Origin of the sequence: Streptomyces sp. NPDC004629 (assembly GCF_042873595.1) — a bacterium.
Classification (GTDB): domain Bacteria; phylum Actinomycetota; class Actinomycetes; order Streptomycetales; family Streptomycetaceae; genus Streptomyces.
Map to the genome: position 1 here is coordinate 277267 of NZ_JBIALO010000005.1, position 17899 is coordinate 295165.

General features: G+C 74.0%; 15 protein-coding genes. 10 read left to right on the forward strand and 5 right to left on the reverse strand.

Translation table 11 applies throughout. The features are described from left to right. Positions 1-385 precede the first annotated feature (385 nt). Positions 386-1546: a type ISP restriction/modification enzyme gene (locus tag ACFYTE_RS10120; protein ID WP_388707400.1), complete on the forward strand. Its 1161-nt coding sequence runs from the start codon at positions 386-388 to the stop codon at positions 1544-1546. Positions 1547-1564: 18 nt separating this feature from the next. Here the strand turns inward: ACFYTE_RS10120 and ACFYTE_RS10125 are convergent, their stop codons facing one another. Beyond that, complete coding sequence (locus ACFYTE_RS10125; RefSeq protein ID WP_388707403.1) at positions 1565-2284, reverse strand: TetR/AcrR family transcriptional regulator C-terminal domain-containing protein; 720 nt, start codon at positions 2282-2284, stop codon at positions 1565-1567. Positions 2285-2347: 63 nt separating this feature from the next. On the opposite strand from ACFYTE_RS10125, the gene ACFYTE_RS10130 reads away from it, so the two are divergent. Together ACFYTE_RS10130 and ACFYTE_RS10135 are read left to right on the forward strand one after the other, a co-directional pair. Continuing rightward, entirely contained in the window at positions 2348-3343 is a 996-nt protein-coding gene (locus ACFYTE_RS10130; protein WP_388707406.1) for an ATP-binding cassette domain-containing protein, read from the forward strand. Next, a complete protein-coding gene (locus ACFYTE_RS10135; protein WP_388707408.1) occupies positions 3340-4122 on the forward strand; it encodes an ABC transporter permease in 783 nt (260 codons plus the stop codon). The genes ACFYTE_RS10130 and ACFYTE_RS10135 overlap by 4 nt, the downstream gene beginning before the upstream one ends. A 535-nt stretch (positions 4123-4657) precedes the next feature. On the opposite strand, the gene ACFYTE_RS10140 is transcribed toward ACFYTE_RS10135, so the two are convergent. The 3 genes from ACFYTE_RS10140 to ACFYTE_RS10150 form a co-directional block, all read right to left on the reverse strand. Continuing rightward, the gene (locus ACFYTE_RS10140) at positions 4658-4933 is read right to left on the reverse strand and encodes a hypothetical protein (RefSeq protein ID WP_388707410.1); all 276 of its coding nucleotides are present in this window, start codon (positions 4931-4933) and stop codon (positions 4658-4660) included. Positions 4934-5049: 116 nt separating this feature from the next. Continuing rightward, positions 5050-5862, reverse strand: coding sequence for an anti-sigma factor domain-containing protein (locus ACFYTE_RS10145; RefSeq protein WP_388707412.1), 813 nt, complete (start codon positions 5860-5862; stop codon positions 5050-5052). Beyond that, on the reverse strand, positions 5859-6443 hold the full coding sequence (locus tag ACFYTE_RS10150; protein ID WP_388707608.1) for a sigma-70 family RNA polymerase sigma factor: 585 nt from the start codon (positions 6441-6443) through the stop codon (positions 5859-5861). Before ACFYTE_RS10150 ends, ACFYTE_RS10145 begins: the two co-directional genes overlap by 4 nt. 163 nt (positions 6444-6606) lie before the next feature. Here ACFYTE_RS10150 and ACFYTE_RS10155 point away from each other — a divergent pair, with 163 nt between their 5' ends. The 4 genes from ACFYTE_RS10155 (at position 6607) to ACFYTE_RS10170 (ending at position 13262) form a co-directional block, all read left to right on the forward strand. After that, a complete protein-coding gene (locus ACFYTE_RS10155; protein ID WP_388707415.1) occupies positions 6607-8145 on the forward strand; it encodes a DUF4331 domain-containing protein in 1539 nt (512 codons plus the stop codon). 111 nt (positions 8146-8256) lie between these two features. Next, a complete protein-coding gene (locus ACFYTE_RS10160) occupies positions 8257-10086 on the forward strand; it encodes a tetratricopeptide repeat protein (protein ID WP_388707418.1) in 1830 nt (609 codons plus the stop codon). Next, positions 10083-11615, forward strand: coding sequence for a nickel transporter (locus ACFYTE_RS10165; RefSeq protein ID WP_388707421.1), 1533 nt, complete (start codon positions 10083-10085; stop codon positions 11613-11615). Before ACFYTE_RS10160 ends, ACFYTE_RS10165 begins: the two co-directional genes overlap by 4 nt. A 45-nt stretch (positions 11616-11660) precedes the next feature. Continuing rightward, complete coding sequence (locus ACFYTE_RS10170) at positions 11661-13262, forward strand: serine/threonine-protein kinase (RefSeq protein WP_388707424.1); 1602 nt, start codon at positions 11661-11663, stop codon at positions 13260-13262. A gap of 4 nt (positions 13263-13266) precedes the next feature. On the opposite strand, the gene ACFYTE_RS10175 is transcribed toward ACFYTE_RS10170, so the two are convergent. After that, positions 13267-14073: an SGNH/GDSL hydrolase family protein gene (locus tag ACFYTE_RS10175; RefSeq protein ID WP_388707427.1), complete on the reverse strand. Its 807-nt coding sequence runs from the start codon at positions 14071-14073 to the stop codon at positions 13267-13269. Between the two features lie 315 nt (positions 14074-14388). Here ACFYTE_RS10175 and ACFYTE_RS10180 point away from each other — a divergent pair, with 315 nt between their 5' ends. From ACFYTE_RS10180 to ACFYTE_RS10190, 3 genes are all read left to right on the forward strand, one after another. Next, a complete protein-coding gene (locus tag ACFYTE_RS10180; RefSeq protein ID WP_388707429.1) occupies positions 14389-15597 on the forward strand; it encodes a S8 family serine peptidase in 1209 nt (402 codons plus the stop codon). 295 nt (positions 15598-15892) lie between these two features. Then, positions 15893-16987 (forward strand): DUF5925 domain-containing protein, encoded by a 1095-nt coding sequence (locus tag ACFYTE_RS10185; protein ID WP_388707432.1) that lies wholly within the window; start codon positions 15893-15895, stop codon positions 16985-16987. 134 nt (positions 16988-17121) lie between these two features. Further along, complete coding sequence (locus ACFYTE_RS10190) at positions 17122-17892, forward strand: DUF72 domain-containing protein (RefSeq protein ID WP_388707435.1); 771 nt, start codon at positions 17122-17124, stop codon at positions 17890-17892. Positions 17893-17899: the final 7 nt, after the last annotated feature.

Below are 17899 nucleotides of genomic sequence, written 5' to 3' on the forward strand. Positions count from 1 at the left end.
CTCGTGGCCGGGGGCCGGCAGCCTCGTGGCTGAGCGCGCAGTTCCCCGCGACCCCTCAAGGGCGACAACCTGACGCCGTCGGATCCGCCCCAGGCGGGCCGGCGCCGTAGTGCCGCAGGCTCGTGGCCGGGGGCCGGCAGCCTCGTGGCTGAGCGCGCAGTTCCCCGCGACCCCTCAAGGGCGACAACCTGACGCCGTCGAATCCGCCCCAGGCCGGCGGGCGCCGTAGTGCCGCAGGCTCGTGGCCGGGGGCCGGCAGCGTCGTGGCTGAGCGCGCAGGTCCCCGCGACCCCTCAAGGGCGACGAAGGTGACCCCCGTCTTGCTGGGCACGGCAGTGGACGCCGGGGGCCGCTCCGGGGCCGCTCGTGGGGGGAAGGTCGTACGATGCCCAGCGTGACGCACGACGACGCTCCGCTGCTCGCGGACCTCATGCCGTGGTCCGTCGCACCGCCGCGGCTCGGCCGGGGGTGGCCGGCGGCCCCCGACGCGGCCTCCCTGAAGGCCCGTTGGGACGCTCTCGTGAAGGCCAAGGGCCCGGTCCGTGAGGCCCTGTTCGAGCCGACGCGCTCGCGCACCCTGTACTCGGCCGTCGGCCAGCTGCCCGGCCAGCCCAGCGGCACGGAGCGGCTGGCCCGGGTGGCCGGCCCGTGTCCGGAGCCGGTCCGGGTGCTGGCCGCGCCCTTCGACGAGCAGTGGCTGATCCCCGACCACCGGCTGATCGACGCGGCCCGTCCGGAGCTGTGGCGGGTGGCGGACGCGCACCAGGTGTTCGCCGTGGAGACGGCCGCGGAGGGGCTGGGCCCGGTGCTCCTGGCCACCTCACTGCTGCCGGCCCTGCGCCCCGGCCGGATCCGCCCGCTGTACCGGCGGCCGGGCGGCCGGGAGCCGAATCTGGCGCCCGGCCTGCTGGAGCACCTGGGCGCCCGGCTGGGACTGACCCCCACCCCCCTGGACGTGCTGGCCTGGATCCTGGCGGCGGCCCGGCCCGGCCCGGCGGTGCCGCTCACGCGGGATGCGGAACTGTGGTCGTGGGGCGTGCGGTTGGGCCACCGGCTGCTGTGGCTGATGCGCCGCGACGGTGAGCGCCCCAAGCTCCCCGGCGGCCGCCGCCCCTACGTCCGCGCCCCGCTTTCGCCGCGTCCCCTCGCCGTCCACTACGACCGCGACGAGGAGTGTCTGCACCTCGACGAGGGCCGCATCGCGCCGGTGCCGCCCGCGGCCTGGGACTTCGAGGTGGCCGGAGTCCGGGTGCTGGAGCAGTGGTTCACCGCACGGACGGCGCAGGCGGAGCCCGGCACCCTGGCGGCCGTCCGCCCCGCGGTCTGGCCGCAGTCCTGGACATCGGAGCTGCTCGAACTGATCACCGTCCTGGCCCTGCTCGCCGAACTGGGGCCCGAACAGGCCGAGCTGACCGTGGGCTCGCCGGTCACGGCCGAGGAACTGCGTGCGGCGGCCGTCCTTCCGCCCCCGGCGTCCTCCCGCCGTCCGGCCTCGGTCCTGGACCATCACGAGGAGGGCCCGGAGGGTCAGTTCGCGCTGCTCTGACGGCCCGTCCGCGCCGCTCTAGCGCGTCGTGGGCGGGGCGAAGGCGTCGAGGATGCGGTCCAGGGTCCGTTCGAAGAAGGCCTCCAGATCGGCCGGCCCGGGATCCTCCGTGAACGCCGCCGCCAGATGCGGATAGACGCCCGAGGCGAGCCGGCCGCCGAGATAGGCGATGCGGGCCGCGTTCTCCTGTTCCTCCGTCCAGGGCAGGGCGCGGGTGCGCTCGGCGGTCTCCAGCTCGTTCCTGACATACGTCGTCACGACACCGTTGAGCATCGCGAAGAGTTCCAGTTTCGTGCCGTAGGGCGCCTCCAGCGGCTCCAGGCAGGCGAGGCAGTGCTCGATGTAGCGCAGGGCGTTCGGGCTGAAGCCGTACACCGGTGACATCAGCCGCGGCAGCCACGGATGCCGGTGCATCAGGGCACGCGTCTGCCGCGCCACCCGGCCCATGTCCGCGCGCCAGTCCCCGCTCGGCTCCCACAGTTCGTGTTCGCCGCCGACCGCGTCCACCATCAGCTCGTACAGGTCCTCCTTGCGGGGGACGTAGTTGTACAGCGACATGGTGCCGCAGCCCAGTTCGGCCGCCACGCGCCGCATCGAGACCGCGTCGAGACCGTCGGCGTCGGCGATCCGCACGGCCGCCGCCGCGATGTCGGCGCGGGTGTACGCCGGCTTCGGACCGCGGCCCGTGCGCTCGGGACGGGCCCAGATCACTTCGGGGACGGCCGCTCGGCCTGCCATGGATCATCACCTCGCCCGCCATCCTAGTTCCGTACACCGTACGTAGTGCGCTATGGTCGACCCATGACTACTACGTACGCCGTACTTAGTGAAGGTCTGGAGAGGCGCTTCGGCGCCGTGCATGCCCTGCGCGGAGTGGATCTGGCCGTCGCGCAGGGCACGGTCTGCGGGCTGCTCGGCCCGAACGGGGCGGGGAAGACGACGGCGGTGCGGCTGCTCACCACGCTGCTGCGGCCCGACGCGGGCTCGGCCCGGGTCGCGGGATACGACCTGGTGCGGCAGGCCGCGGCCGTGCGGAGCCGGATCGCCGTCACCGGCCAGTACGCGTCGATCGACGGCGACCTCACCGGACGGCAGAACCTACGGCTTTTCGCCCGCCTGCACCGGGTCAGCGGCCCGGCCGAGCGGGCCGCTGACCTGCTGGAACGCTTCGGTCTCACGGAGGCCGCCGACCGGCGGGCGGCCACCTACTCGGGCGGTATGCGGCGCCGGCTGGACCTCGCGGCGAGCCTGGTGCGCCGCCCCGACGTGCTCTTCCTGGACGAGCCCAGCACCGGACTCGACCCGGTCGGCCGCAGCCGGATCCGGGACGCGGTGCGCGAACTGACGGCCGAGGGCACGACCGTGCTGCTGACCACCCAGTATCTGGAGGAGGCCGACCAACTCGCCGACGACATCGCCCTGCTGGACCGGGGCCGCGTCGCGCACACCGGATCGCCGGCCGGACTCAAGTCCCTCATCGGCTCCTACGCCGAGGCCGTCGTCGCCGACGCCGACGCACTGCCGCGGGCGGCCGGCGTCCTGGACCGGCTCACCGGCCGGGAACCGTCGTTCGACCACGACCGGCGGTCCGTCGGCGCGGTCACCACCGACCCCACCCTGACCCTGCCCCGCCTGGTGCGCGAACTCGACGCGGCGGGCGTGCCGTTGCTGGACGCGAGCCTGCGCCCGCCGACCCTCGACGACGTCTTCCTCCGGCTGACCGGCGTGGGCGCCGGTACCGGGACCGCCGGGGCCCCGGAGGGCGGCACCACCGACCCCAAGGAGGCTGCGGCATGAGTGTATGGGCGTACGACGGTGTGGCGATGGTGGGCCGGCAGCTGCGCAGGGTCCGCAACAGTCCGGGTATCACCGTCCTGAGCCAGATCATGCCGGTGAACATGCTGCTGTTCTTCGGATACGTGTTCGGCAGCGCCCTCGCGATGCCCGGCCAGGAGTACCGGTCCTTCCTGGTCCCCGGGCTGCTGGCGGCGACCGCGGCGGGCGGGATCATGACCGGGATGTTTCAGGCCGCCCAGGACGCGCACCGCGGCGTGATGGACCGGTTCCGCACGATGCCGGTGAGCCGGTCCGCCGTGCCGCTCGGCCAGGCCGCAGCGGACCTGGTCGTCTCCGCGCTCGGCACGGTGCCGTTGCTGCTGGTCGGCCTCGCCGTGGGCTGGCGCATCGAGGGGTCGGCGGCCGGGGCGCTCGGCGCGGTGGGCCTGTTGCTGCTGTTCCGCTTCGCCTGCACGAGCGTCGGGATCCTCCTCGGACTGCTCACCCGGAGCGAGGAGGCCGCGGGGCAGCTCGGCGCCTCGACCTTCGTACTGCCCCTGCTGTCGAACGCCTACATCCCGACCGACAACCTGCCCGGCTGGCTGCGCGTGCTCGCGGAATGGAACCCGATCAGCGCGGTCACCGCCGCGCTGCGCGACCTGTTCGGCAACGCCCCCGTACCGGAGGGCGCCGCCTGGCCGGTGGCGCACCCGGTGGCCGGGTCGCTGGCGTGGAGCGCCGCCCTGATCGCGGTGTCGCTGCCCCTCGCCGTGCGCCGGTACGCACACGGCGAGCGGTGAACAGTCAGGCCTGCGGGGCCGGTTCGGGGCCGAGGGAGCGCCACGTATGACAAACCTGTTACACAAAGCCACGCATCAAGGCGTGCGGTCGGCTCCGTGCTCTGTGGAGACATCGCCCTGGATCACCCGCCCGGCGCACCTCGGCGTCCACGGCGGGGTCGCGCAGCCCGTGCCAGGTTGACGAAGCCGTCGGACGCGAAGCCGCTGTGGAGATCGGCGGCCGGGTCGCCGGCGGCGGTCACCGGACGGTGGTCGCGGGACGGGTGCGGCCGGGCGCGACGCTCGGCCGGCTGAAGGCAGCGGCAGCCGGCGTCGGTCGGGGTGCGGGGTGAGCGGCGGGGGTGGGGAGTGAGGTGGCCGTCGGGACGGGGACGGCGTCGTCCCCCATCGGTGCCGGGCGGGGACGGGCGCGGATGGGGGACGGCGGGCGCTCGGGCGGCACACCGCGGCGCCGCTGCGTGCCGTGGGGATGACGGACGACCGGATCGCAGCATGCCGCCGGGACGGCAGGACCGCCCGAGCACGGGCCCTTCGGTCAGTGCCTGTTGCCGCCGAACAGCGAACGGCGCAGCCGACGCAGTGGCGCGAAGAGCGACACACGGCGCACCCGTGTGTCCCGGTCGCTGCGCTCGTGCCTGGTGTCACGCGCGGTCAGCTCGCGCATCAGCGATGTCGCCTCGACCGTCTTCTGCTGCGGTATGGCGGGACCCGCCAGCACCGAAAGATGGCGGTCGAGGCGCGAACTGGTCGCGCTGCTCCCGCAGGTGATCGCAGGGACCCTCGCCCTGCTGCGCACTGTTATCTGCTCCATGTCACTCCCCACCCGTAACGAGTCCACCCGGCGCGGGCAGAGTAACCCTATCGCCCCATCCGGGCACTCGGGTATCAGGCCCACAGGATTCACCTTCGCCGCAAGGAGGTTGACGATTACTCTCCGAATCCGACCGATTTCAGGGCGAGTTGCGCAATCGGCTGACTGGTGGGCTGGGCGGAGCCGCCCGCGGGCTCGACGGTGACGGCGAGTGACGTCGCGGACGTGCCGATCCCCGTCGCGATCAGAGGCGTGTCGCCGTCGAGGAGCCCGAGGGAGCGCGGTCGCACATCCGGGCGCATGAGCCACAGCTGGTGCACGCGCCCACCGGGCGCGGTGCCGTACCCGCTGAGGGTGACGACGGCCCGTCCCTCGGCCGCGGAGGCGATCACCGCGATACCGCGGCCACGGGCATCCTTGCTGCTGGTGGCCCGGGCGTCCGGGGCGGCGAGCACGTGCGCGATCTCACGCGCCTGGGCCCGCTCGGCGTCCAGCCGGTCCTGGGTCCGGCCCGCCTCGACCGCGAAGAGCCCGGCGACGACGAGCGCCGCCGCGGCGGTCGCCGTGGCGAGCGGAACGAACAGGGGGCGCATCCGGGGCGTACGGGTGCGTGCCGGCGGGGGCCGGGTGCCCCAGACGTGCGGCGGCAACTGCGGCGTGCGCTCGTGCCCGCGGGCCGGCTCCTGCGGGGTGGTGCGCACGGCGGCCAGCACCCGCGCGCGGAGCGCGACCGGCGCCGGTGCGGCCGTGGACCAGGCGAGCCGCACCGCGTCCTCGGACAGCGCCCGGACCTCGGTGGCGCAGCGCTCGCAGCCGCCGAGGTGCTTCTCGAAGCGGCGCCGCTCGCCCGGTTCCAGGGCGTCGAGCGCATAGGGGGCGGCCAGCGAGTGCAGGTCCTCGCGGCGCAGTACACGGCCGAGGGCGTTCATGCGGCACCTCCCAGGCACTCGCGCAGCCGGGTCAGTCCGTCGCGCATCCGCGTCTTCACCGTGCCCAGCGGCAACGAGAGCCGCTCGGCCACCTCACGGTAGGTGTAGCCGTCGTAGTAGGCGAGGGTGACGGACTGCCGCTGAAGGGCGGTGAGCCGGTCAAGGCAGCGCCGCACCCACTCGCGTTCCAGGCCCGCCTCCACCTCCTCGGACACGTGGTCGAAGGCCGGGTGGTGGGCGCGGCGGGCCTCGCGCTCCTCGCGTTCGCCGGCCGCGCGGGCGCTGCGCACCCGGTCCACGGCGCGCCGGTGGGCGAGGGTGAGGATCCAGGACAGGGCACTGCCCCGGGCGGGGTCGAAGCGCGCCGCGGAGCGCCACAGTTCGAGCAGCACCTCCTGGGCCACCTCCTCCGACTGGGCCGGGTCGCGCACCACGCGCCGCACCAGGCCGTACACGGGTCCGGACACCAGTCCGTACAGGGTCTCGAACGCCCGCTGGTCGCCGCCCGCCACGAGCACCAGAAGCTCGTCCGCCTCCACCGTGTCCTCCTCTCGCCGTCCGCAGCCGGACCGTCCCGTCACACCGGGTATTCGCACTGAACGCACCTCCGGACGGTGTTACGGATCAGCCGCCCGAAAACGCGGGTCGCGCAGGGGAGGAAAAAATTCACGGCCGACCAATCCGGCCCGGTGCCGTCTCCGAATCCCCGGACATCAGGCAAGTCGGCACGGAGGAACGGACGGCATGACTCCTCTCATCTCCAGGAGGGCCGCGGGACGTTCGGGTCTCGCCACCCTCATCTGTGGTGCGCTGGCCGCCGGGGGGCTCACAGCCGCCGGTGTGGCCATGCTGGAACCGGGGGCGGCCGCCGCCTCCTCCCACCGGGAGGCCCCGCTGATCTCGGGGGCCCCGCAGTACGACAACACGGACGTGTACGCGTTCGTCAGCCCGGACGCACCGGACTCGACCACGATCATCGCCAACTGGATCCCGTTCGAGGAGCCGGCCGGCGGACCGAACTTCTACACGTTCGCGGACGACGCCCAGTACGACCTCCACATCGACAACAACGGTGACGCGCAGGGCGAGCTGCTGTTCCGCTACACGTTCACCACGCACCGCAAGAACGGGGACACGTTCCTCTACAACACGGGCCCGGTCACCGGCCTCGACGACCCGGACCTGAACATCACGCAGACCTACGACATCGATCTGGTCCGGCTGAAGGACCAGCACGTGGTGTCGCGGACGAAGCTCGCGGACGACGTGCCGGTCGCGCCGTCCAACGTGGGCAAGGCCTCGATGCCGGACTACGGCACGCTGCGCGCGCAGGCGATCCACCGGACGGCGGGCGGCACCCGGACCTTCGCCGGGCAGGCGGACGACCCGTTCTTCCTGGACCTGCGCGTCTTCGACCTGCTGTACGGCGGGAACCTGTCCGAGGTCGGCCGGGACACCCTCAAGGGCTACAACGTCAACACGATCGCCCTCCAGGTGCCGAACGATCTGATCCGCGAGTCGGCGAAGCAGCCGGTCGTCGGGATCTGGTCGACGACACAGCGCAGGAACGCGCAGGGGTACTACACACAGGTGTCGCGGCTCGGCAACCCGCTCGTCAACGAGGTCGTCAACCCGCAGAAGGACAAGGACCGGTTCAACGCCTCCGCGCCCTGGGACGACGCGCAGTTCCTGAAGAACGTCACCAACCCGGAGCTGCCGAAGCTCATCGAGGCGATCTACAAGATCCCGGCGCCCGCCGAGCCACGCAACGATCTGGTCGACGTCTTCCTGAAGGGGGTCGAGGGGCTGAACCGGCCGCCGAACGTGCGCCCGGCGGAGGAACTGCGCCTGAACACCTCCGTCAAGCCGAGCGCACACCCCAAACGGCTGGGCGTGCTCGACGGCGACAACGCGGGGTTCCCGAACGGCCGTCGGCTGACCGACGACGTGATCGACGCCGCCCTCCAGGTGGTCGAGGGCGAACTGGTCGGCGCCAAGAACGACCTCGGCGACGCGGTGGACGCGAACGACAAGAAGTTCGAGGAGCACTTCCCGTACGTGGCCCAGCCGACGGCCGGTTCGCGCGGTGCGCTCGCCAAGGGCACCACCGAAGGCGCCGACGTCCGCAGCGGGCTCGGTGACGCGCTGCGCCCGGCCGGCTCGTCCGCCGGCTCCGGCGACAGGGTGCTGATCGCCGCCTCCGCGGCTTCGGGCGCGGCCGGGGTCCTGCTGATCGGCACCGCCCTGGCGTGGTGGCGCCGCCGGATGCAGCGCCCGTACTGACCCCGCCGGCGCACCCCACCGACCGGCGCGGCCCGCATCCCCGCATCCCCCACGGCGCGGGCCGCGCCACCCCACCGCAGGACCCCCCGCACAGGCGACACAGGAGAGGGCATGCCCCCGCAAACGCACGACGCCGAACCGGCCGGACAACCGCCGAACACCCCCGAGCAGAAGCCGGTACACACCCACCCCGCGAACGGAACCGAGCCGTGGGACAACCTCCCCGAGGACGGGCCGGGATCGGGGAACGAACTCGCCGAGGGCGGGTCGGAGGGGCCGGGAGTTGGCGGTGCCGCCCCGGCGGACGTCGCAGGCGACCGGGCGGGTTTGCGGCTGGAGCCGACCACGCCCCGTACAGCGCGGGAGGCGGGATCGACCCGCACCGCGGGCATGCCGAGCACGGCGGCAGGCGGCGCGCTCGCGCCGGGGGAGGAACCGTGCCCGCCCCGCGCCGGCACGCCGAGGTGCCGGGCAACCCCGTCCGGGGACGGGCCGGGCCCGGGGAGGCCGGCGCCGGTCGACGTCGTCGGTGAGGCCGCTGACGTTCCGCCGGATGTCGCCGGCGGCGAGCGGGGCGCCGCTGTGCGGCGGGGGGCGGGCGCCGGGCGGCGGTGGCGGCGGGCCCGGGCCGCCGGTTGCGCGGTGCTGCTGGCCGTCGCGCTCACCGGTGGTGCCGTCGCCGCGGGCGCCGCGCGGGACGGGGCATCCGCCCCGGCCGTGGTCTCCGCCGCCGCCGTCTCCCCCGGCCTGCTGAGCGGCGGCGACCTCGACGCGGGTGTCGCCGCCGTGCAGGCGCATCTGCGGGCGCAGCCGCGGGACTTCGCCGGCTGGGCCGTCCTCGGACTCGCGTATGTCGAACAGGCCCGCGTGCAGGGCGACCCGTCCCGGTACCCGCAGGCCGACCGGGCGCTGCGGCGCTCCCTGCGGCTGGCCCCCGACAACGACCAGGCGCTCGCGGGACGCGCCGCGCTCGCCGCCGCCCGGCACGACTTCACGGCCGCCCTCCGCCACGCGGACCGTGCGCTGGCGCGCAACCCGTACAGCGAGCGCGCCCTGTGCTCCCGTATCGACGCGCTGGTCGAACTCGGCCGGTACGAGGAGGCGTCCCGGGCGGCCGACACCGCCGACGAGCGGCGCCCCGGGGTGCCGGTCTTCACCCGGTACGCCTATGTGCGCGAGCTGCGCGGCGAGGTCGGCACGGCCCGGCGGGTGCTGGAGCGGGCGCTGGTCGGCGCCGTCGCGCCCGGGGACGTGGCGTACGTGGCCACCCAGCTCGGCCACCTCGCCTGGAACCAGGGCGACCACAAGACCGCCCTGGCCCACTACGCCCGCGCGCTCGCCGCCGACGAGACCTATCTGCCCGCCCTGGAGGGGCGGGCCCGCGCGCAGGCGGCGAGCGGGGACCGGGCCGCCGCCGTCCGGGGCCTGGAGGCCGTCGTCGCCCGCTCCCCGCTGCCCGGCCCGCTGGTCGAACTCGGCGAGCTGTACGAGGCGCGCGGCGCGCCGGGCGACGCGGCCAGGGCGCGTGACCAGTACGCCCTCGTCGGCGCGTGGACGGCCCTCGCCCGCGCGGGCGGTGTCGACGCCGACCTGGACACCGCGCTCGCCGCCGCCGACCACGGCGACCGCGCCGCCGCCCTGCGCGCGGCGCGCGCCGAGTGGACCCGTCGGCGCAGCGTGCACACCGCGGACGCCCTCGCCTGGGCCCTGCACGTCAACGGCCGGGACCGGGAGGCGCTGCCGTACGCCCGGCGGGCCACGGCCACCGGGTACCGCAACGCCTCCTTCCTCCATCACCGCGGGATGATCGAACTGGCCGTGGGAGACCGGCGGGCGGGCCGCGCCTCGCTCACCGCGGCCCTGCGGCTGAACCCCGGCTTCTCGCCGCTCGGCGCGGCCGGGGCCCGAGCGGCGCTGCGCGGTGCGGAGGCGGCCGAGTGAGGCTCCGTCATCCCTTCGCCGCCTTCGCGGCCGTGTTCACGGCGGCCTGTGCGGTCGTGCTGGTCCCGGCCACGAGTGCCGCGGCGCACCCGCTGGGCAACTTCACCGTCAACCGCTACGACGGTCTCGTCGCGGCTCCCGGGCTGCTCCGCGTCGACCACGTCGAGGACCTCGCCGAGATACCCGCCGCCCAGTCCCGGCGGGACATCGGGCGGCTGGGCATGGCCGGTTGGGCCCGCAGCCGGTGTGCCGACGCCGCCGAGGGCGGTGCGCTCACCGTGGCGGGCCGGCGGACCGCCCTGTCCGTCGAGCGCAGTCACGCGGTCAGGCGGCCGGGGCAGGCCGGGCTCGACACCCTGCGGGTGGAGTGCCGGTTCACCGCTCCGCTGCCCGAGGGCCGCTCCGTCGCGATCGGCTTCCGGGCCGCGGGCGCGGACGCCGGACCCGGCTGGCGGGAGATCACGGCGCGCGGCGACCGTACGACGCTCACGGCGACCGATGTGCCCGAGCGCTCGGTCTCGCACGAACTCACGAGTTATCCACAGGAGTTGCTGTCCTCCCCCGCCGACACCGGCGACGCCGCCGTACGGGTGCGGCCCGGCGGTCCCGCGCTCGCCGGGCCGCACCGGGACGCGCCCGCCGCGACCGTCCTGCCCCGCGGCGCCGACCGCTGGACCCGTGCCCTGGACGACCTCGTCGCCCGGCACCGGCCGACCGCCGGCTTCGTCCTCCTGGCGATGGTGGTCGCAGCCGGGCTCGGCGCGCTGCACGCCCTCGCCCCGGGCCACGGCAAGACGCTGATGGCCGCGGCGGCGGCCGCCCGCGGCGGCCGGGCCCGGCTGCGGGACGTGCTGCCGCTGGCGGCCTCGGTGACGGTCACTCACACCCTCGGCGTGGTCGCTCTCGGCCTGCTCGTCACGGCGGGCTCGGCGGCGGCGCCCTCGGTGATCGCCTGGCTGGGCATGGCGAGCGGCATCCTGGTGATGCTGGCGGGCACGAGCCTCGTACGCCGGACCTGGCGCGGCCGCCGGCACCCGGCCACGGACCCCCACCCCCACCCGCACCCGCCCGGTCGTCTCCGCCACCACGACCGCCACCACGACCACCGTCACACCGTCGAGAACGCCGTCGAGAACGCCGTCAGGCACACGCACGGCGGTTCCTCCCACACGCATCCCACCGCCCCCACGCTCCGCGGCACGATCCTGCTCGGCTTCGCGGGCGGACTCGTGCCGAGCCCGTCCGCGGTGGTGGTGCTCGTCGGCGCCGCCGCGCTCGGGCACGCATGGTTCGGGCTGCTCCTCGTCCTCGGGTATGGGACCGGACTGGCCCTGACGCTGACCGCGGCCGGCTTCGCCGTCGTCAGGCTGGGTACGGGAATGACCCGGGTGCTCGACGGACGGCCCCGCTGGACCACCCATCCGGTGGCCGCCCTGGTGCGCCGGACCGTGCCCCTGGCGTCCGCGCTCGGCGTCGTGGTCCTGGGCATCGGACTGGTGTTCAGGGGGACGGCATCCGCGTTCGGATGAGCTACTTTGTGCAGACATCACGCGAGAGGGCGTGAGGGGGCACCCGTGTCGGAAGAGCCGGGCAACGTATGTGTGATCGCGGGCCGTTACCGTCTGCTGTCCCCGCTCGGCGAGGGCGGCATGGGGACCGTGTGGCGGGCGCGCGACGAGGTGCTGCACCGCGAGGTGGCGGTCAAGGAGGTGCGGGCCCCGGCCGGGCTGCCGGACCCGGACGTGCAGCGGATGTACGCCCGCCTGGAGCGCGAGGCGTGGGCGGCGGCCCGGGTCGCGCACCGCAATGTGGTGACGGTGTACGACGTGGCGGTGGAGGGCGGCCGGCCGTGGATCGTCATGGAGTTGGTCCGGGGTCTGTCGCTCGCCGACCGGTTGGCGGCGAACGGCCCGCTGCCGCCGCAGCGCGGCGCGCACATCGGCGCCGAGGTGCTGGCCGCGCTGCGCGCCGCTCACCGGGCCGGGGTGCTGCACCGGGACGTGAAGCCGGGCAATGTGCTGCTGGGGAGCGAGGGCCGGGTGGTGCTCACCGACTTCGGCATCGCCACCGTGGAGGGCAGCTCCGCGCTGACCATGACCGGCGAGATGGTCGGCTCACCCGAATTCCTCGCCCCGGAGCGGGCGTTGGGGTGCACCCCGGGACCGGAGTCGGACCTGTGGTCCCTGGGTGTGCTGTTGTACGCGGCGGTCGAAGGCGTCTCGCCGTTCCGGCACGACACTCCGCTGAGCACCCTGCGCGCGGTGGTCGACGAGGAGGTTCCGGCGATGCGTCGCGCGGGTCCGCTGGCCCCGGTCGTCGAGGGGCTGCTGCGCAAGGATCCCGCCGAACGGCTGCCGGCCGACCTGGCCGAGCATGAGCTGCGGCTCGTCGCGGCGGGCGGCCCGCCGCGCCCCGGCACGGCGTACGCGCCGACGGCCACGACCCGGCAGGTCCGGCCGGACCCGAACGGGCCGGTGCCGGTCCGGTCCGAGGGTGCGCCGGGCCCGGCGGCGACGGCGGCGACCGCGGCGACCGCCCCGGAGCGCGGCCGGCGTGCCGTCGTCGTCCTGGTGGCGGGCCTGCTCGCCGTGGCGCTCGCGCTGGCCGGGCTGACGTACGCCCTGCTGAACGGCGACGACGGCAGGGGCGGCGGCGCCGCGAGCGGCAGCGGGCCAGAAAGCGGTCCGGGCTCCCCCGCGCCGGGCGGCGGCACCGGTTCCGGCACGCGGGAGACGCCGCCCGAGACCGGCGCCGGCCCGTCCGGCACCCGGCCGGCCCAGTCGGTGCGGGTCACCCTCGCCGGCGCCCATACGCGCTATTCCGGGGCCTGTCCGCCGCCGGCCGCGCACGCGCCCGCGTTCACGGCTGCGTTCACCGTGGGGCGGCTGCCCGCGCAGGTGGAGTACCGGTGGGTCGCGAGGAGCGGGTCCGTCTCCGACCCGGGGTGGCAGACCCTCACGTTCCCGGCGGACGGCGGGCGGACGCGGCGGGACACGGTGGTGGTGACCGCCTCTGCCGGGAGCGGGACGACCGAGAACGCGATCAGCGTTCAGGTACGGGCTCCGGTGCGCACGACGTCCGACGCCGTGCCGTTCTCGGTGACGTGCGCGGCGACGGAGACCCCGACGGACGGGGCCTCCGCTTCGCCTTCGGACTCGCCGTCCGACGCGCCCTGAGGGGTCAGGCGTTGTTGCTGAGCACGGGCAGGTAGCCGAGGGACTGGCCGCCCGCGGTGGGGTGGTACGACTCGCCGATGTCCAGCCAGTTCACACTGTGCAGCCAGGAGCTGCCGGAGCAGATCTCGTGGCCGGTGAACGTGGTGCGGACGTCGCCGAAGACGAAGCCGTAGGCGGCGACGCGCTGGGCGATGACGCTGTTCATGTAGTCGGACGCGTCGTTGATGGCGGACCGCTTGGTCTCGGAGAGGCCGACGCACGATGTGCCCAGCTTGTAGAAGCGGGGGTAGCCGATGACGACGACCCGGGCGGACGGGGCCTTGGACCTGATCGCCGAGTAGACGGTGTCGAGCTTGCCGGGCAGCGTCGAGGCGATGTAGGACCGGGCGGTGTTGATCCGGGACAGGCAGCCGCTGTCGTCGCTGAGCACACAGGTCGTCATGACGTCGGCGAAACCGGCGTCGTTGCCGCCGACGGTGATGGACACCAGGCCGGTGGCGGAGTTGAGGGAGCCGAGCTGGGTCGCGAGGACATCGTCCGTCGTGGCGCCGGAGCAGGCGTTGAAGGCGAACGACGAGGGGGAGTTGTAGGTGTTCCACAGGTAGGGGTAGGCCTTGGTGCTGCGGTCGCAGCTGCCGCTGGAGCTGATGTAACTGCCCGCGCCGACGCCGGAGGAGTAGGAGTCGCCGAGGGCCACATAGCCGCCGGCCGCCGCGGAAGAGGACGCCTGCGCCGTGGCGGCCCCGGTGAGGGCGAGGCCGACCGCGAGAAGTATCGAGGTCAGATACGCGGTAAGTCGGGAACGTCTCATGGAACCTCCCTTTAGCAGGATCTCTGCCTCAACTTTGGTACCAGCTACGCGTGTTGACTGGAAGTGTTCATGCCAATACATTTCAGGTCCGAACGAGATCGACTTCGCTCGTTACTGCCCGGTTGATTGCGTGTTCATGACATGCATGTTGACAGCCGGTCAACTCCCTTGATCTGCACCGGTAGCAGACCCACCCTTTACTCAGCCCCGGGATGGAACGCAACGTTCCAGGGCCGTGCGGGCGATCCCGCCCGCAGCCCCCACAGCAGCGCGCCGCACCCGGACGCGCTCCGCCAAGAGGAGGACCCCCTCGTAATGGCACAGCTGCGTAGCAAGAAGTTCCGCCTCGCCGCCCTCACCGGCGTGGCCGCCGCCGCCCTCGTGGGCGGGCTCACCGCGTTCCCGGCGCACGCCGCCCCCGTCACCGGCGCGGTGCTCGCCGTGGACTCCCCCACCGCGGTGAAGGGCAGTTACATCGTCACCCTGAAGAACTCCGCCGGTTTCAAGGCCTCGTCGAGCACCGGCAAGGGGCTGATCAAGGAGTACGGCGGCACGGTGAAGAAGACGTTCGGCGCGGCGCTGAACGGCTACACCGCGAACCTCTCGGCGGCCGAGGCCGCGAGACTCGCCGCCGACCCGGCGGTGGCCTCCGTGGAGCAGAACCAGACCGTCCGGCTGACCGACACCACGCAGTCCAACGCCCCTTGGGGCCTGGACCGCGTCGACCAGACCTCGCTCCCGCTGTCCGGCACCTACACCTACCCGGACACCGCGGGCAGCGGCGTGACCGCGTACGTCATCGACACCGGCGTACGCATCACGCACAGCCAGATCAGCGACCGCGCCTCCTACGGCTACGACGCGGTGGACGGCGACAGCACGGCCCAGGACGGCAACGGCCACGGCACCCATGTGGCCACCACCATCGCGGGCTCCACGTACGGCGTGGCCAAGAAGGCGAAGATCGTCGCCGTCCGCGTGCTCGACAACAGCGGCTCGGGCACCACCGCCGGCGTCATCGCGGGCATCGACTGGGTGACCGCCAACCACAGCGGGCCCTCGGTCGCCAACCTGTCGCTCGGCGGCGGCGCCTCGTCCACGCTGGACGCGGCCGTGCGCAACTCCATATCCAGCGGCGTCACCTACGCGGTCGCCGCGGGCAACAACGGGCTCAACGCCTCCTCGTACTCCCCCGCCCGGGTGAGCGAGGCGATCACGGTCGGCGCCACCACCAGCTCCGACGCCAAGGCCAGTTACTCCAACTACGGTTCGATACTGGACCTGTTCGCGCCCGGCTCCTCCATCACGGCGGGCTGGAACACCAGCGACACCGCCACCAACACCATCTCCGGCACGTCGATGGCCACCCCGCATGTCGCGGGTGCCGCGGCCGTCTACCTGGCGGGCCACACCTCGGCCACCCCGGCCCAGGTCGCCACCGCCCTGGTGAACGGCGCCACCTCCAACGTGCTCTCCAGCGTGGGCAGCGGCTCGCCGAACAAGCTCCTGAAGATCGTGCCGTAACACCGGTACGCACCCATCGGACCACCCGTTCCCCGGAGGCAGCCGGCGCCTCCGGGGAACCTGCGTAACCTGCGTTCCGGGGCCGGCCGGACGAGAGACCCGGCTTGGACAGCCGCATCCGGGTCGGCCCCATCGGGCCGTCCCCGCCCTCGGCCACCTCCGCCCTGGCAGGCCGGCCGAGTCGCACCCCGTAGGAGGCACAGGGAAAAACCGGAGGATCCTTCGCATGCCCGACACTCCGCGCCCACTTCGGAAACCGGGTGCGCACCGGGCCCGCGTGCCGGATCATGGCGGCATGTCTGCGAACCCACACGACGCGCTGCCGATCCGGCTCAACGTCGACGACTCCGACTCGCCGTCCGACGTCGTCGACGCGCTGTTCCTCGGCCGCTTCGCGACGGGCGAGCAGCCGTATTCGCACGCCGTCAACATCGACCGGGTCCGCTCCGGCGCGACCCTGCTGCCGCGGGACGCCCGGGTGCTGCGCGTCGCCCGGGACGAGGACCGCAGCGCGACCCTCGCCGAGGGCGACGGCTGGACCCTGCTGGTCTCGCGCTGGAACCGGGGCGCCGACGTCACGGTGACCGCGACCACCGCGGAGCTGGCGAAGGAGACCCTGGAGCGGGCCACGGACGGCGCGGCGGACGAGCCCGAGCCGCAGCCGGAGAACGTGACGATGGGCTTTTGGTACGTGTCCCCGAGGCGCGGCCCGCACCGCACCACCCGCCAGATCTCGGCGGGCACCTGGGAGGAGGTGCGGCCCAACTACACGGCGCCGGTGGCGGAGGCCATGGACCGGCTGATGAAGACGACCCCCGAGGACATCGCGGGCCGGCTGCTGCTGCTCCACGGCCCGCCGGGCACCGGCAAGACCTCCGCGCTGCGCACGCTGGCCCGCTCCTGGCGGGACTGGTGCCAGGTCGACTGCGTGCTGGACCCGGAGCGGCTGTTCGGCGACGTCGGCTATCTGATGGACATCGCCATCGGCGAGGAGGACGCGGCGGGCAAGGGCCGCTGGCGGCTGCTCCTGCTGGAAGACTGCGACGAGCTGATCCGCGGCGAGGCCAAGCACACGGCGGGGCAGGCGCTGTCGCGGCTGCTGAACCTGACCGACGGCCTGCTGGGCCAGGGCCGCAACGTGCTCGTCGGCGTCACCACCAATGAGGACCTGGAGCGGCTGCACCCCGCCGTGGTCCGTCCCGGCCGCTGTCTGGCCCGGATCGAAGTGGGCCCGCTGACCCGCGGGGAGGCGGTGGCCTGGCTGGGCGCGGAGCAGGGGGTCGGCCGCGACGGCGCGACACTGGCCGAACTGTACGCACTGCGCCGCGGCACGACCCCGACATCGGTACCGGGCGCCCGCGAGTCAACGGAAGCGGGCCTGTACCTGTAAGCCCCCCGGCTGAGTCCCCCCGGCCGTTCAGACCAGAGCCCAGCCACCGCCCAAGCCCCGCAGGCAGCCGCCGGCGCGGGTCTGCGGGCGGGTGGGGCAGGAAGGCTTGGGCGGGAGGGTGTTTTGATGGGGGTATGACCTTGTTCGTCGGTACGTCGGGGTGGCAGTACCGGGACTGGCGGGGCGTTCTGTACCCGGCCGACCGGCCGATGCGGCTGTGGCTGGAGGAGTACGCCGCGCGCTTCGCCACGGTGGAGATCAACAACGCGTTCTACCGGCTGCCGACGCGGGAGAACTTCGAGCGCTGGCGGGACCGCGTGCCCTCGGACTTCGTGGTCGCGGTGAAGGCCAGCCGCTATCTCACCCACATCAAACGGCTGCGCGACCCGCAGGAGCCGGTGGGGCGGCTGATGGGCAGCGCGGCGGGCCTCGGCGACCGCCTCGGCCCGGTCCTGCTCCAGCTCCCGCCGACCCTGCGCGCCGACCCGTACCTCCTGGACGCGTGCCTGGCATGCTTCCCCTCCGGCACCCGGGTCACGGTCGAGCCCCGCCACGACTCCTGGTGGACGCCGCAGACCCGTACGATCCTGGAGCGCCGCGGCGCCGCGCTGTGCTGGGCCGACGTCCTCGCCCACCCGGTCACCCCGTTGTGGCGCACCGCGGACTGGGGCTACGTCCGCTTCCACCAGGGCCGCGCCCGACCCTGGCCGCGCTACGGCCGACGCTCCCTGGAGACCTGGACCGACCGCGTCGCCACCACCTGGTCCGTCACGGAGGACGTCTACGCGTACTTCAACAACGACCCCGGCGGAGCCGCGGTGCAGGACGCGACGGCATTCGCGGCGACAGCAGCCAGGGCCGGCCTGCCGACCACCCGCACCCCGGCCCTGACGGCACACGGCTGAGCCCCGG